Source organism: Escherichia sp. Marseille-Q3837 (assembly GCF_916618735.1).
In the GTDB taxonomy this organism is placed as follows: domain Bacteria; phylum Pseudomonadota; class Gammaproteobacteria; order Enterobacterales; family Enterobacteriaceae; genus Escherichia; species Escherichia ruysiae.
The window spans coordinates 2,207,543-2,223,762 of the sequence record NZ_CAKAKC010000001.1; the positions used below are offsets into that span (position 1 = coordinate 2,207,543).

Annotated in this window: 9 protein-coding genes; all 9 read left to right on the top strand. The window is 51.5% G+C overall.

All coding sequences use genetic code 11. The features are described from left to right. The first annotated feature begins 18 nt into the window (after positions 1-18). The 9 genes from ispG (at position 19) to LG381_RS10365 (ending at position 16,195) form a co-directional block, all read left to right on the top strand. The gene (gene ispG, locus LG381_RS10325) at positions 19-1,137 is read left to right on the top strand and encodes a flavodoxin-dependent (E)-4-hydroxy-3-methylbut-2-enyl-diphosphate synthase (protein WP_000551807.1); all 1,119 of its coding nucleotides are present in this window, start codon (positions 19-21) and stop codon (positions 1,135-1,137) included. Positions 1,138-1,247: 110 nt separating this feature from the next. After that, on the top strand, positions 1,248-2,522 hold the full coding sequence (hisS, locus tag LG381_RS10330) for a histidine--tRNA ligase (RefSeq protein ID WP_032225951.1): 1,275 nt from the start codon (positions 1,248-1,250) through the stop codon (positions 2,520-2,522). A gap of 17 nt (positions 2,523-2,539) precedes the next feature. Beyond that, positions 2,540-3,160 carry an ancillary SecYEG translocon subunit YfgM gene (gene yfgM, locus LG381_RS10335; RefSeq protein ID WP_000409213.1) on the top strand — a complete coding sequence of 207 codons (621 nt, stop codon included), beginning with the start codon at positions 2,540-2,542 and terminating at the stop codon, positions 3,158-3,160. 10 nt (positions 3,161-3,170) lie between these two features. Then, positions 3,171-4,349 carry an outer membrane protein assembly factor BamB gene (gene bamB, locus LG381_RS10340; RefSeq protein WP_001177079.1) on the top strand — a complete coding sequence of 393 codons (1,179 nt, stop codon included), beginning with the start codon at positions 3,171-3,173 and terminating at the stop codon, positions 4,347-4,349. Between the two features lie 117 nt (positions 4,350-4,466). Further along, positions 4,467-5,939: a ribosome biogenesis GTPase Der gene (gene der, locus LG381_RS10345; RefSeq protein WP_024165069.1), complete on the top strand. Its 1,473-nt coding sequence runs from the start codon at positions 4,467-4,469 to the stop codon at positions 5,937-5,939. A gap of 62 nt (positions 5,940-6,001) precedes the next feature. After that, positions 6,002-6,217 carry a zinc ribbon domain-containing protein gene (locus tag LG381_RS10350; RefSeq protein WP_000422359.1) on the top strand — a complete coding sequence of 72 codons (216 nt, stop codon included), beginning with the start codon at positions 6,002-6,004 and terminating at the stop codon, positions 6,215-6,217. 211 nt (positions 6,218-6,428) lie between these two features. After that, the gene (sinH, locus tag LG381_RS10355) at positions 6,429-8,609 is read left to right on the top strand and encodes an intimin-like inverse autotransporter SinH (protein WP_222680736.1); all 2,181 of its coding nucleotides are present in this window, start codon (positions 6,429-6,431) and stop codon (positions 8,607-8,609) included. Between the two features lie 55 nt (positions 8,610-8,664). Next, a complete protein-coding gene (locus LG381_RS10360) occupies positions 8,665-9,630 on the top strand; it encodes a SinI family autotransporter-associated protein (RefSeq protein ID WP_000683616.1) in 966 nt (321 codons plus the stop codon). Between the two features lie 115 nt (positions 9,631-9,745). Then, on the top strand, positions 9,746-16,195 hold the full coding sequence (locus tag LG381_RS10365) for a DUF823 domain-containing adhesin (protein WP_225762377.1): 6,450 nt from the start codon (positions 9,746-9,748) through the stop codon (positions 16,193-16,195). Positions 16,196-16,220 lie beyond the last annotated feature (25 nt).

Genomic DNA, 16,220 nt, shown 5'->3' on the forward strand with positions numbered 1-16,220 from the left:
TAACGCGGGAGATTTTTCATGCATAACCAGGCTCCAATTCAACGTAGAAAATCAACACGTATTTACGTTGGGAATGTGCCGATTGGCGATGGTGCACCCATCGCCGTACAGTCCATGACCAATACGCGTACGACAGACGTCGAAGCTACGGTCAATCAAATTAAGGCGCTGGAACGTGTCGGCGCTGATATCGTTCGCGTCTCTGTACCGACGATGGACGCGGCAGAAGCGTTCAAGCTCATCAAGCAGCAGGTTAACGTGCCGCTGGTAGCCGACATCCACTTCGACTATCGCATTGCGCTGAAAGTAGCGGAATACGGTGTTGACTGTCTGCGCATTAACCCTGGCAATATCGGTAATGAAGAACGCATTCGCATGGTGGTTGACTGTGCGCGCGATAAAAACATTCCGATTCGTATTGGTGTTAACGCCGGATCGCTGGAAAAAGATCTGCAAGAAAAGTATGGCGAACCGACGCCGCAGGCGCTGCTGGAATCTGCCATGCGCCATGTTGATCATCTCGATCGTCTGAACTTTGATCAATTCAAGGTCAGCGTGAAAGCGTCTGACGTTTTCCTCGCCGTTGAGTCTTATCGTCTGCTGGCAAAACAGATCGATCAGCCGCTGCACCTGGGGATCACCGAAGCCGGTGGCGCACGCAGCGGGGCGGTGAAATCGGCTATTGGTTTAGGTCTGCTGTTGTCGGAAGGTATTGGCGACACACTGCGCGTCTCGCTGGCGGCTGATCCGGTCGAAGAGATCAAAGTCGGTTTTGATATTTTGAAATCGCTGCGCATCCGTTCGCGCGGCATCAACTTCATCGCCTGCCCGACCTGCTCGCGTCAGGAATTTGACGTTATCGGTACGGTTAACGCGCTGGAGCAACGTCTGGAAGATATCATTACCCCGATGGACGTTTCGATTATTGGCTGCGTGGTGAATGGCCCGGGCGAGGCGCTGGTTTCTACGCTTGGCGTTACGGGCGGCAACAAGAAAAGCGGCCTCTATGAAGATGGCGTGCGCAAAGACCGTCTGGACAACAACGACATGATCGACCAGCTGGAAGCACGCATTCGTGCGAAAGCCAGCCAACTGGACGAAGCGCGTCGAATTGACGTTCAGCAGGTTGAAAAATAATAACGTGATGGGAAGCGCCTCGCTTCCCGTGTATGATTGAACCCGCATGGCTCCCGAAACATTGAGGGAAGCGTTGAGGGTTCATTTTTATATTCAGAAAGAGAATAAACGTGGCAAAAAACATTCAAGCCATTCGCGGCATGAACGATTACCTGCCTGGCGAAACGGCCATCTGGCAGCGCATTGAAGGCACACTGAAAAACGTGCTCGGCAGCTACGGTTACAGTGAAATCCGCTTGCCGATTGTAGAGCAGACCCCGCTATTCAAACGTGCGATTGGTGAAGTCACCGACGTGGTTGAAAAAGAGATGTACACCTTTGAGGATCGCAATGGCGACAGCCTGACTTTGCGCCCTGAAGGGACGGCGGGCTGTGTACGCGCCGGCATCGAGCATGGTCTTCTGTACAATCAGGAACAGCGTCTGTGGTATATCGGGCCGATGTTCCGTCACGAGCGTCCGCAGAAAGGGCGTTATCGTCAGTTCCATCAGTTGGGGTGCGAAGTTTTCGGTCTGCAAGGCCCCGATATCGACGCCGAACTGATTATGCTCACTGCCCGCTGGTGGCGCGCGCTGGGTATCTCCGAACACGTAACTCTTGAGCTGAACTCTATCGGTTCGCTGGAAGCACGTGCCAATTACCGCGATGCGCTGGTTGCGTTCCTTGAACAGCATAAAGAAAAACTGGACGAAGACTGCAAACGTCGCATGTATACCAACCCGCTGCGTGTGCTGGATTCTAAAAATCCGGAAGTGCAGGCGCTTCTCAACGACGCTCCGGCGTTGGGCGATTATCTGGATGAGGAGTCTCGCGAGCATTTTGACGGTTTGTGCAAACTGCTTGAGAGCGCAGGTATTGCCTATACCGTAAACCAGCGTCTGGTGCGTGGTCTGGATTACTACAATCGTACCGTTTTCGAATGGGTCACTAACAGCCTCGGTTCCCAGGGCACCGTGTGCGCAGGCGGTCGTTATGACGGTCTTGTGGAACAACTGGGCGGTCGCGCCACACCGGCAGTCGGTTTTGCGATGGGCCTGGAACGTTTGGTGTTGTTAGTTCAGGCAGTTAATCCGGAATTTAAAGCCGATCCTGTTGTCGATATATACCTGGTGGCTTCGGGTACTGATACACAATCTGCGGCTATGGCATTAGCAGAGCGTCTGCGTGATGAATTACCGGGCGTGAAACTGATGACCAACCACGGCGGCGGCAACTTTAAGAAACAGTTTGCCCGCGCTGATAAATGGGGTGCCCGCGTTGCTGTGGTGCTGGGTGAGTCCGAAGTGGCTAATGGTACGGCAGTAGTGAAGGATTTGCGCTCTGGTGAGCAAACGGCAGTTGCGCAGGATAGCGTAGCCGCGCATTTGCACACGTTACTGGGTTAAGGAAGGAGAAGGACAGCGTGGAAATTTACGAGAACGAAAACGACCAGGTTGAAGCGGTTAAACGCTTTTTTGCTGAAAATGGCAAGGCACTGGCTGTTGGGGTGATTTTAGGCGTTGGCGCACTGATTGGCTGGCGCTACTGGAACAGCCATCAGGTTGAGTCTGCACGCTCCGCTTCTCTTGCCTATCAAAATGCGGTTACCGCAGTTAGCGAAGGCAAACCTGACAGCATCCCGGCGGCGGAAAAATTCGCTGCTGAAAATAAAAATACTTACGGCGCGCTGGCTTCTTTGGAACTTGCGCAGCAATTTGTTGACAAAAATGAACTAGAGAAAGCCGCCGCTCAATTGCAACAAGGGTTGGCGGACACGAGCGATGAAAATCTCAAAGCCGTGATAAATCTGCGTCTTGCCCGAGTTCAGGTGCAGCTCAAGCAGACTGATGCCGCGCTGAAAACCCTCGATACCATTAAAGGTGAAGGTTGGGCTGCTATTGTTGCCGACTTGCGTGGTGAAGCATTACTGAGCAAAGGTGATAAGCAAGGTGCGCGTAGTGCGTGGGAAGCAGGCGTGAAAAGCGATGTGACCCCGGCACTGAGTGAAATGATGCAGATGAAAATTAATAATTTGTCCATCTGAGAGGGACCCGATGCAATTGCGTAAATTACTGCTGCCAGGAGTGCTTTCCGTTACCCTTTTAAGCGGCTGTTCGCTGTTTAACAGTGAAGAAGATGTGGTCAAGATGTCCCCATTGCCGACCGTTGAAAACCAGTTTACGCCGACCACGGCGTGGAGCACTTCCGTTGGTAGCGGCATTGGTAACTTCTACTCTAATCTTCATCCGGCACTGGCGGATAACGTTGTCTATGCAGCCGATCGCGCTGGTTTGGTAAAGGCGATGAATGCGGATGACGGTAAAGAAATCTGGTCTGTCAGCCTGGCTGAAAAAGATGGCTGGTTATCTAAAGAGCCGGCATTACTTTCCGGCGGCGTGACCGTCGCAGGTGGTCATGTCTATATTGGCAGCGAAAAAGCGCAGGTTTACGCGCTGAACACCAGCGATGGTACTGTGGCATGGCAAACCAAAGTAGCGGGTGAAGCACTTTCTCGCCCGGTGGTCAGCGATGGTCTGGTGTTGATTCACACCAGCAACGGCCAGTTGCAGGCGCTGAACGAAGCTGATGGCGCTGTTAAATGGACCGTTAACCTTGATATGCCTTCGCTCTCTCTGCGTGGCGAGTCTGCGCCAGCAACCGCATTTGGTGCGGCAGTCGTTGGTGGCGATAATGGTCGCGTCAGTGCTGTGTTGATGCAGCAGGGACAGATGATTTGGCAACAGCGTATCTCCCAGGCGACGGGTTCTACCGAAATTGACCGTCTGAGCGATGTTGATACTACGCCTGTAGTTGTGAACGGTGTTGTTTTCGCGCTGGCCTATAATGGTAACCTGACGGCGCTTGATTTGCGCAGTGGTCAGATTATGTGGAAACGCGAACTGGGCTCGGTGAATGATTTCATCGTTGACGGTAACCGTATCTATCTGGTTGATCAAAATGACCGGGTAATGGCGTTGACCATCGATGGTGGCGTGACGCTGTGGACACAAAGCGATCTGCTGCACCGCCTGCTGACTTCCCCGGTGTTGTATAATGGCAACCTGGTGGTGGGTGATAGCGAAGGTTATCTGCACTGGATTAATGTGGAAGATGGACGTTTCGTTGCCCAACAAAAAGTTGATAGCTCTGGTTTCCAGACTGACCCGGTTGCCGCTGATGGCAAACTGCTGATCCAGGCAAAAGACGGAACCGTGTACTCCATTACACGTTAATCGTCTCTGTCGTTCACTTTGAAAACGGCTCCTGGACAGGAGCCGTTTTCCTGTTTTTAACAACGACGCGAAAATAGCGTGCGTTGTCTGATGATTTATAAAAATGAGGCTTTAAACATGGTACCTGTGGTCGCGCTTGTCGGGCGCCCTAACGTAGGAAAATCCACGTTATTTAACCGTCTAACTCGCACCCGAGATGCGCTGGTTGCGGATTTCCCGGGTCTGACTCGTGACCGTAAGTACGGTCGTGCAGAAATTGAAGGCCGCGAGTTTATCTGTATTGATACCGGCGGGATTGACGGTACAGAAGACGGTGTAGAAACCCGCATGGCGGAACAATCGCTGCTGGCGATTGAAGAGGCGGACGTCGTACTGTTTATGGTCGATGCGCGCGCGGGTCTGATGCCTGCGGATGAAGCCATTGCCAAACATTTGCGTTCCCGTGAAAAGCCAACCTTCCTGGTGGCGAACAAAACCGATGGACTGGACCCGGATCAAGCAATTGTTGATTTTTATTCACTTGGTTTAGGTGAAATTTACCCAATTGCCGCTTCGCATGGTCGTGGCGTATTAAGTCTGCTGGAGCACGTGCTGCTGCCGTGGATGGAAGATCTCGCACCGCAAGAAGAAGTCGACGAAGACGCTGAATACTGGGCGCAATTTGAAGCGGAAGAGAACGGTGAAGAAGAAGAGGAAGACGACTTCGACCCGCAAAGTCTGCCGATCAAACTGGCGATTGTGGGTCGTCCAAACGTCGGTAAGTCTACACTCACTAACCGTATCCTGGGTGAAGAGCGCGTCGTGGTTTACGACATGCCAGGCACGACGCGTGACAGTATCTACATTCCGATGGAACGTGACGGACGTGAGTATGTACTCATTGATACTGCGGGCGTGCGTAAACGCGGAAAAATTACTGATGCGGTAGAGAAGTTCTCGGTAATCAAAACATTGCAGGCGATTGAAGATGCCAACGTTGTGATGTTGGTGATTGACGCACGCGAAGGTATTTCCGATCAGGATCTCTCCCTGCTTGGTTTTATTCTCAATAGCGGGCGCTCACTTGTGATTGTGGTGAACAAGTGGGACGGCCTGAGCCAGGAAGTGAAAGAGCAGGTGAAAGAGACGCTGGACTTCCGTCTGGGCTTTATCGACTTCGCCCGTGTGCATTTTATTTCTGCATTGCACGGTAGCGGTGTTGGTAACCTGTTTGAATCAGTACGTGAAGCGTATGACAGCTCCACCCGTCGTGTGGGGACCTCTATGCTGACGCGCATCATGACGATGGCTGTTGAAGATCACCAACCGCCGCTGGTTCGCGGGCGTCGTGTGAAACTGAAATATGCCCACGCCGGTGGTTACAACCCGCCGATTGTGGTGATTCACGGCAACCAGGTGAAAGACCTGCCTGACTCGTACAAACGTTACCTGATGAACTACTTCCGCAAATCTCTGGACGTGATGGGTACGCCGATTCGTATTCAGTTCAAAGAAGGGGAAAACCCGTATGCGAACAAGCGTAACACTCTGACGCCGACCCAGATGCGTAAACGTAAGCGTCTGATGAAGCACATTAAGAAAAGTAAGTAATTACTTATTGGGTTTCTCTTGCCATCCAGGAAGAGAAACCCAACCAATCGCGAGGAACAAATATGGAACTCAACTGCCCTGTCTGCCAAAACCCTCTCGAACGCAATGGCGAGACGGCTCACTGCACAACTTGCGATAAAGATTTCACTGTTCAGGCGCTTTGCCCTGACTGTCATCAGCCGTTACAGGTATTAAAAGCCTGTGGCGCGGTGGATTATTTCTGCCAGAATGGACACGGTTTAATTTCTAAAAAGCGCGTTAAATTTACCACTGCTTAATATCACGGGAATATATATTTTTCTTTTATATATTCCTGGTATAAATATAATGAGCCAATTTCTATTAGCTTAACACGTAATTAGAGTGAACAAACTCCCATTGTTATAACTTTAAGAATATATTTAGCATTTCTGGTGTGTAATATCTGAACTATCTGGAATACAATGCCGAAGCTGATTTCAGATTATAAAATCGTTACAGGGAAAAGGCATGTTGCGATGGATACGCTATTTTATGCTAATTTTTATCTCTGGTGCTGCTTATGCGACACCAGAGATAAATGTTAAGCAAAGTGACTCTTCATTACCGGATTTGGGAAGCGAAGCTGCCTTACAAGAAGAACAAAATAATAAAGGTAAATCCTTGAAAGAGCGTGGTGTCAACTACGTCGCCGAATCCGCCCAGCAGGGATTTGAGAACCTGACCCCAGAAGCTCTGGAATCTCAAGCAAGAAGCTATCTGCAAGGGCAAATCACCTCATCTGCACAGTCTTATATCGAAGGTGCGCTTTCTCCATACGGTAAAGTCCGTTCGAATCTTTCTATCGGTCATGATGGCTCGCTGGACGGCAGTTCAATCGACTATTTTGTTCCTTTATATGATTCTCAAAAAAGTGTTTATTTCAGCCAGTTATCCGCTCAACGTAAAGAGGAACGCACGATAGGTAATATTGGCTTCGGCGTTAGACATAATTTAGATAAATGGTTATTGGGTGGAAATATATTTTATGATTATGATTTCACTCGTGGACATCGCCGTTTAGGGTTAGGGACTGAAGCCTGGACGGATTATTTAAAACTTTCTGGTAACTATTATCATCCACTTTCTGACTGGAAAGATTCAAAAGATTTCGACTTCTATTTAGAACGACCTGCGCGTGGTTGGGATGTTCGTGCGGAAGCCTGGCTACCTTCTTATCCACAGTTGGGGGGCAAAGTTGTTTTCGAGCAATATTATGGTGACGAAGTTGCGTTGTTCGGCACCGATAATTTAGAAAAAGATCCCTATGCAGTGACGCTCGGCGTGAACTATCAACCAGTTCCGTTATTGACAGTCGGGGCGGACTATAAAGCAGGCACTGGAGATAACAGTGATCTTAGTGTTAACGCCACGATTAATTATCAGTTCGGTGTTCCGCTAAAAGATCAACTGAATAGCGATAACGTCAAAGTCGCTCACTCGCTGATGGGGAGCCGCCATGACTTCGTCGAACGTAATAACTTTATCGTGCTGGAATACAAAGAAAAAGACCCACTTGATGTCACCTTGTGGCTTAAAGCGGACGCCACCAATGAGCACCCGGAATGTGTGATTAAAGACACGCCAGAAGAAGCGGTTGGACTGGAAAAATGTAAATGGACCATCAACGCGCTGATCAACCATCATTACAAAATTATTTCCGCCTCGTGGCAGGCGAAAAATAACGCTGCCCGCACGCTGGTCATGCCTGTTGTTAAAGCGAATACCATCACTGAAGGTAACAACAACCACTGGAATCTGGTGCTGCCCGCCTGGCAGTACAGTTCCGATAAAGCAGAGCAGGAAAAGTTGAATACCTGGCGGGTACGGTTGGCGCTGGAGGATGAAAAGGGTAATCGGCAGAATTCCGGTGTGGTGGAAATCACCGTGCAGCAAGACCGTAAAATTGAGCTGATCGTCAACAATATTGCGGATGTACCTGAAGAGAACAATCACAGCCACGAAGCCAGCGCCCAGGCAGACGGCGTTGATGGCGTGGTGATGGATCTCGACGTCACTGACAGCTTCGGTGATGACACTGACCGCAACGGCAATACACTGCCAGAAGATAACCTTTCCCCGCAGCTTTACGATGCGCAGGATAAAAAAGTCACGCTCACCAATAAACCTTGTTCAACCGAGAATCCCTGCGTCTTTATCGCCAAACAAGATAAAGAAAAAGGAACCGTCACACTCTCCAGTACGTTACCCGGCACTTTCCGTTGGAAAGCAAAAGCTGCTCCGTATGACGACAGCAACTATGTGGATGTGACATTCCTTGGTGCGGGAGGGAATGATGTTAATGCGTTTATCTACCGTGTATCTGCGACTAATCCCGTCAATCTTATCGACAATGAGAAAGAGCATTTGCCTGTGGATAACGCCTACCGCTTTGTTTTGTGGCGCGATGCCAACAAAGATGGCGTTTTCCAGCAGTCGGAAAAACTGACGGAAGAGGAAATGACGCAATACGACTACCAGTGGGAATTTACCGGGCAAAGCGTTAACGGCTACACCGGTGCCCAAACAAATACCAGCAATGAAGATATTGTCATCCCTGCCACTAACGAAGAAGCCGTGCAGAAATTTGGTGCCCAAAAACAAGATGGCGTGCAGGGGTATGGATTACGTGTGGTTTACAGCAAGCACTAGATCGGCGTAATGCTCGATCGGCCAGTCACTGGATATTAATCAAGGAGAGAGTTGAATGAAACATTATTTAAAGCGACCGATGACCAAAGTTGCGCTGGCGCTGGCTTTAGCAGGGTACTGCGCAGTGCCAGCAGCCATGGCAGAAGGGCAGGGTAATCTAAGAGCTGGTCAGTGGCAATCAGAGACGCAATCAACCGGAACGATTCAGGGTACAGTGCCGTGGATAACTCGTAGCGCGACAGAAACGAGCGATGCTGATAAATCTCATGTGACTATTACTATTGATCGCGGTGCGCGAACTGCTTCAACGGATGGCGAAAAGCAATTTCATGTTGGCGATAAGTTAACGGCAAACTGGGCCATTGGCGATACCCAGGGCGATCTTGATGACAACAACACAGCGACAAAAGCCACGCTGCAATGGATGAGCTACAAAGATCAAGCGGGTGGTGACCCAAGAGAGATTGGTACAGTTGGCAGTGACACTTACACCATCGCTGCAGCAGATGCGGATCGATACATCGGCTTGAAGATCACACCAACCACCACAACCGGTGACCCTAACGTCGCAGAACAGTTGGTGATGCTTGACCTCTCGACAAATGCTGGTGGTGGTTCTGACAGCGATGATATTCCTGAAGGTCCGGTGTTTGATGATGCGGTTAAAGTGGTCATTCATGAACAGGGCGTTAATACCAACCTGCTGGGCAAAGCAACCAAACTCAAAACCAATACCACCTATCAGGTCATGCTGTGGAAAGATGGAAACAGCAATGGAACCTATGATACGGGTGAAGAAGTTACCAACCAGTACAACTACCGCTGGCGCTTTACAGGCACCAGTTTGCAGTTGGGTACTAACGGCGGGATTGTCAACCCGAGCCACAACAACAACGACCTGGTCATCCCGGTTACCAACGCCGAAGCGAAGACCTCTTTCGACTATTCCGAAGGCGGCCTCACTATTGGCGCAGACGGTGTTCAGGGCTACGGTTTGTCTATCGACTACCAGAGAAAATAATCTTTACCGGCACCATTCCCGTATGGGAATGGTGCTTTTCCGCACACTTTGCTTAGCCAACGTTAAGCAAAGTGGGTTGAGGTAAGAAAGTAACGTTAACGGGCAGGTTTCACTCATGGACGGGAAATTGAAACGCGTAAAAATGGTGATGGCATGTTTAATGCTTACTCTGGCTACGCCAGCAGTAGCAGCATTGAAAGGGAGCCAGTGGCAACATACCGCCGTTTCAACGGATGCCATAAATGGCACCCCTCCCATAGCAGACAGCGCCAGCGTGCCCGTTTATCAGGGCAGCGTCCAGCTTGATCCCGCCAAAGAGCACAATGTCGCCAGTACGGCCACGCCGGGGAACTTCAGCGTGGATGCCAGCGCAACCAGTATGATTTTAATTAACCCGGGCGATACCGAAGGTGACATGTTCAGCACTCCGCCGCTGCTGCGCTGGCAAAACCAAACGCTACCTGACGTTTCGCTGGTATGGGCGGAGGCTGCCACGTCTAATGTGCCGCTCGACCCGCAGCCTCGCGCCGATCGCTCCTTCTGCGCGCAAAACCTGGCGGGGCATAAGCTGGTAGTCATTCCACAGTTTGACCCTAAAGAAACGCTTCCGACGCTGAATCTTTTTACCCTGACCGGCGTGCCAAATCAGGGTTCGGTGTTGTTGAACGAAAAGCAGGTGACGCTCAATATTGCCGCAGCCCAGGGGGATTTAGTGAGTGCAAGCGTCAGTGGTTATGACGATACGCTAAAGGCAGCAAAAACCACCGTCGGCAGTACGATAACCTTAACGGTGACCACCAAAAACTGCGAGGGTAACCCAACAGGAAATCTTCCCTTTGTTATCAAACGGAAAGACGCAAGGAATCGCCAGGATGTTGTCAATAACACCAGCCCGGTGAGCATCGATAGCACGGAACTTACCACGACCACAACAGAGTATCACGGCACAACCGATGCCAACGGCACCGCGACCGTCACCGTCACGCAGCCTGCCGGACCAGGCGTAAAAACTCCGCTGGTTGTCAGTCTGCCAGGCATTACACAAACCAGCGAAACGGCAGTGATTTTTACCGTTCTGACCAGCCCGGACGTTGCGGTCGCCAGTATGTGGGGTCACATGCCGGATACGCTGAAAGCGCAGCAGTACACCTTCAGCCGACCAAAACTGGCGGCGGAAGTCAGCAATGAGGATGGCACCGCAGACGATCACAATGAAACCTGGTCCACGTTTGTCTGGAGTGGGGCTGATAACCACTGTGACATTTTGCCGGGTATGCGTCAGTTCGGCGCGTTGGCAACGGTCATTCCCACCTCGATTCAGGAAGTGGCGGGATGGCCAATGCAGGGAAACTATTACTGGTCTTCGCTGGCGGGGGCAAGTGGAATGCACCACGCGGCTGACGTTTCTAACCGTAGCGAGGCGCAAAAACCAGATGCGACGAAATTCCTGGTCAGTTGTGTCGATAAAGAAGCTCCGGACGTCGAACCGAAAATTGTTCTCACGCCCGCGAGTTTTAATGATACGGCGCAGGCGATGAAAGCGAAGGTTGGGGAAGACGCCATCATGCGTCTGACTATTACTGACAACAAAAATAACGATCAGCCGTTAGCGTATTACTATTTCTCTTTGCATCTGGACGACGGCGTTAACCGTAAAAATCAATCCAATCCCACCTGGGAGACGCACCCGGTTCAAATCAGTGGTGGCACCAACCTACAACAGGTAGATGCGCATAATTACGAAGGGATTACTGACGCTAATGGCCAGGCCACGCTGACGTTAAGTCAGCCAGACGGCGTTGGTGTGAAAACACACATCACGGCGGCGATGCGTAGTAACTATAACGCATCGGATGCCAAAGACGTCATCTTCACCGTGGTCACCAGCCCGGACAGCGAATATGCCCGCATGTGGGGCCATATGGGCAGTGGGATTATGGCGGAGGGGAATCTCTATAAACGCCCACGCCTGGCGGATGAAACGACGCATGAAGTAGGGATGATGCGTGAAAATAATGAAGACTGGGCATTGTTTGACCAGAATACCAGTATGCAGGCGGAATGCGGTGTGGGGCATATTCCCCCGCAAAGTTCTCTGGAGATTTTATTTGCGGGTCATCAGGGAAATACGATAGGCACTGAACATGGCTGGCCGACGGCAAACTATGATTATCTTACCGCCGCCCAGCAAGCCGAATTGCATTCGTCTGTAGACCTGGGAACGGGGGGAGTGGATACCTATTCCGGTTTTAAACCCAACTATCTCTCCTGTTCTGCCAACGAACTGATTGCGCGGGTGGTGGTGGAAACCGATAAAGATGTTTCACCCACCTCTAAACAGGCAAGAGCAAAAGTCGGCGAAAAAATCACCATGACGGTGCGTACAGTCAATGGTCAAAATAATGCGCCCATTCCTTATGCTGACTTTACTATCACGAAAGATATCAGCCTTGATAGAGAAGGAAAGGCAACCGACTATAGCGATTCCAGCAATGGTGCGATAACCCTGAACGGCACGCAATATGGCACCTCACAGCCTTCGATGGTCTACTCTGGCACCACGGACGCGCAGGGCATGGCGACCGTCGTTATCGAGCAGCCGCAGGGGGTAGGTTTAAGAACCAAACTTATCGTCACACCGACCAATTCCGTGCTGCCGAACACAATCAACTACTACGTGATCTTTACCGTTCCCACCAGCCCGGATGTGACCGGTGCGAAAATGTGGGGTCACATGGATAACACCATCACCGTTGGGTCGCTAACCTTTGAACGCCCAAAACTGATTAATGAAGTCAGTGGTGAAACCAGTCAACTGGCTGAAAATAACGAAACCTGGGTACGCGTGGCGCAGGCGGATATTGAAAATACGGCGGCGGGCGGTTGCGGAGTCAATAAAGTGCCGCGCAAAGAACAGCTAAATATGCTTTATGCCGCCAACGACAATAATACTATCCAGACGGTTCACGGTTGGCCAACCCAGCGTGAAGAGTACTGGAGCAGCACACCTGTCGATAAAGTGCCGCATCTGGCGGCGGTCTGGTTGAATAACGGCAGTATAGAGAGTGCGAATACCACGCCAACGTATATGACGTGTTTAGCTACCGCTAATCCGCCTGCAAGTATCATCATGCTTGAAGTTGTGAACCAGGCGCAGTGGAACAGTTCGCTTAACGCAGCGAAGCTGAAAAAGGGCGAGACGTTGCAGGTGAAAGTGACGGTAAAAGATGCTGCCGGTAACCCGATGGCAGATATGCCGTTTACCCTGAAACGCGGTGATGGCTATACCCGCCCAGGTGAGCGTCATACGGCAGGCAGCAGCGATGGGGTTGTCTCATCGGTGGTGGTTGATGCTGGTCTGCCAGATGAAATGGCGCTCAATGATACCGCTACGGCGTATGCCGCCCTGACAGGTAGCGATGGCAGTAAAATACTCAACATTACGCGCCCGGATACCTATGGCACGAAAACGGCACTCACCGCTGGGCTCTATTCCGATCCAACAAAAAATGCATCGATGGATACCATTTTCACCGTCGTCACCAGCCCGGATAGTGCAAAAGCAAAAATGTGGGGGCACATGCCGGAAACGCTAACGGCAGGTGGTCTGACGTTTAAGCGCCCGATCCTGTTTTCAGAGTTGACCGGTAGCCCCGGCAATAAACGCAAGGGGCCGGAAGAAGATAACGAAATCTGGGCGCTGTTTACAGAAGCGCAGGCAGCGAAGAACAGTAATGGCGGCTGTGGTACGGATTATGTCCCCTCCATGAACTCGCTGGTCGCGCTCTCTGGCGCCTGGCACGGGCACTCGGTTGACGGCTGGCCGATACTGAAATCCTATGACTCCAGTACGCCGGACCAGAACAGTATTGACGATCGTAAATACAAAGGCGTGCAGCTTAACGGCGGCACCAGCAGTAGTCTGGCGGCAACGGACAACGGGTATTTGACCTGTCAGACAACGGCAAACCCGTCGGTTAGCACCATTGAGTTGAGGTCAGCCCAGGCGGCTAAATATGATGGTAACGATGCGGTAAAAGTCAGAACAGATTACAACAAAGTCGGGGATCAAATCACTATGGTAGTGACGACCCGAGATGCGCAGGGTAACCCGCTGGGCTATGTACCGTTTACGCTGAATCATGGTATCACACTGCCACGTAACCCGAATTCGATTAGCATAGATAACCAGTCACGGTTGTTACATGTAGGGGACAGCTACAGTAACAGTAGCGACTACCTTGATGATGGCAATAAATATTACAGCGTGACTGGGGCTGATGGTACGACGACATTTACGCTATATCAGCCCAATAATGGGAAGGGGACGCGTATTCCACTGACGGCGGAAATCGATGACGGTAGCGCAATAACGTCGAATACCCTGAGTGCTATTTTCACTGCCATCACCAGCCCGGATACGCCAAAAGCGAATTTCTGGGGGCATATGCCGGAAACCTTAACAGCACATAACGGCAAGGTATTTAAACGTCCATTGTTAAAAGTGGAGGCAGGTTCTTCAAACGGGCTTATTGTCAACAATGAGAACTGGCAGCGACTGACTATCGCTAATGCGCTGAGTGGTATGCAGGGAGGTTGTAAAGATAAACTGCCGTCTATTAACGATTTGCAATCGTTATATGAAGCGTATCCTTCGGGAATCATTGAAACGGCACAGGGCTGGCCGCTGGATAAGTCAACATTGCCAAGACCGTACTTCTGGTCGCGAAGCGTAGTCACCAGTCCAGGCACAGCGAAGATCAGTTATCAGTACATTAATCTCAAATCGGGAACGACTGGGCAGGCAGCTTCAGATGCTACAGATCTCAACTTCCAGACCTGCCTGGAGAGTGCGGAGTCGGTAGGCAAAATTACCCTGACCACGGCGGCGGAAAACTGGGATAGTTCGTTGCCGGCCGGAAAAGCGCATAAAGGCTCACCGCTGCCGCTGACGATTACGGTGACCCGACCAGATGGCTCTCCTGCGGCATTTGAGTCGGTGGGGATTTTGCGTGCCGCCAGTTACAATCGTGCGGGCACATCGCTCAGCGAAACGGTAACGACGGATGATTTGGTGGCCGATACGTTCAACCCAGCACAAACCATACAAAGCGCCAGCATGAATGGTCGGAGTAATACCAGTTATCTGGTTATTCAGACCGATGCTCAGGGTAAAGCGACGCTGAATCTTCACCAGGATAGCTCGACCGGTCTTAGAACACCGATAACCGCATCAGCACTTGGCAGTAGCCCTATGCTAACCGACTCGCTGGACGCAATTTTCACGGTTCTCACCAGCCCGGACGTTAGAGTAGCCAACATGTGGGGGCATATGGCGGAAACGGTGACGGCGGCAGATGGCACCGTTTTTGTGCGGCCTAAAATAAAGGCTGAGTTAACGAACACCTCAGGCGTTCACGTTAAGGATTTAAATAGTGAAAGTTGGCTTGTGCCTACTGTTCAGGAAAGGGAACGTAGCGGCACGGCGGCGTGTGAGGCCGCGCGCTGGCCGACCAACGAGCAACTTATATCGCTGTATAACCGTCATCCCAATGGAACATTGATGGCTGATACCGGCTGGCCGGTGGAGTCATCGGGGTATGCCTGGTGGGCAGTGGACTCGACGTGTGATACCAGCGGAGCCAACAGATGCGCGACTGTCGATTTGTATAATGGTCAGGCTGAGGCGGCGAGCAGAAGCCGCGCATTGCAGGCCTGCTTGCTGAACCCTAACGTTTCGGTGTCTACCGTAACGCTCACCTCAACGGTATTTGACGCTACCACTCAGGCTGCGAAGGTGAAGAAAGGGGAATCTATGCCGGTGACGGTCACAGTGAAAGACAGCGCCGGGAAACCGGTGCCGAACGTGGCCTTTACACTGACGCGCGGTGATGCCGTGCCACGCAACCCAGGGGCGACTTTGTATGGCGACGTGGCGGCGATGGATGACCTGCGCGTTCAGCCGTCCACTGGCGCGATGGTCACGTTATCCGATAGCGGTAATACACTTCAGGGAACCACCGGTTCTGACGGTACGGCGACGTTTATGATTAAACAGGATAATACGCCTGGATATAAAACGCCGCTGACGGTGACACTGACCGATAACACCAGCATCACCGCGACGATGGATGCCATTTTCACAGTAGTGACCAGCCCGAACGTGGCAAGTGCCTACTTCTGGGGGCATATGAGCGACACCGAGACGGTAAGCGGCAAAACATTGCACCGTCCGTTGCTGAAGTCAGAACTGCCGTCGAATGCTGTCGCAGCGGTAACGCCGGTCGTCAATAATGAAATCTGGGCGCTGGCGCATACGGTTGACAGCAGTAAATGGGATCTGGCGAAACAGTGCGGCAGACTGGGGAATGCACCGGAATACAGCGAACTGCAAACGCTGCATTCCAGCTTTAGCGCGTTGGGATGGCCGTCATCGCCCAGCTTCCCGTATTTATCGCAAAGCCGCTCTGGCAGCCTCTATTGCGGTATCATTGAACCTGCGGGCTCATTGGACTGTGCAATCTCCCCGGCGACGACATCAGGGTTTGCCACCTGCTTCCAGTAACACTTACGCCGCATCCGGCATGAGC

Bases quoted from the DNA above. Each gene is read 5' to 3' on its own strand.
- ispG (WP_000551807.1), top strand. From the start codon at position 19: ATGCATAACCAGGCTCCAATTCAACGTAGAAAATCAACACGTATTTAC.
- bamB (WP_001177079.1), top strand. From the start codon at position 3,171: ATGCAATTGCGTAAATTACTGCTGCCAGGAGTGCTTTCCGTTACCCTT.
- der (WP_024165069.1), top strand. From the start codon at position 4,467: ATGGTACCTGTGGTCGCGCTTGTCGGGCGCCCTAACGTAGGAAAATCC.
- LG381_RS10350 (WP_000422359.1), top strand. From the start codon at position 6,002: ATGGAACTCAACTGCCCTGTCTGCCAAAACCCTCTCGAACGCAATGGC.
- sinH (WP_222680736.1), top strand. From the start codon at position 6,429: ATGTTGCGATGGATACGCTATTTTATGCTAATTTTTATCTCTGGTGCT.
- LG381_RS10360 (WP_000683616.1), top strand. From the start codon at position 8,665: ATGAAACATTATTTAAAGCGACCGATGACCAAAGTTGCGCTGGCGCTG.
- LG381_RS10365 (WP_225762377.1), top strand. From the start codon at position 9,746: ATGGACGGGAAATTGAAACGCGTAAAAATGGTGATGGCATGTTTAATG.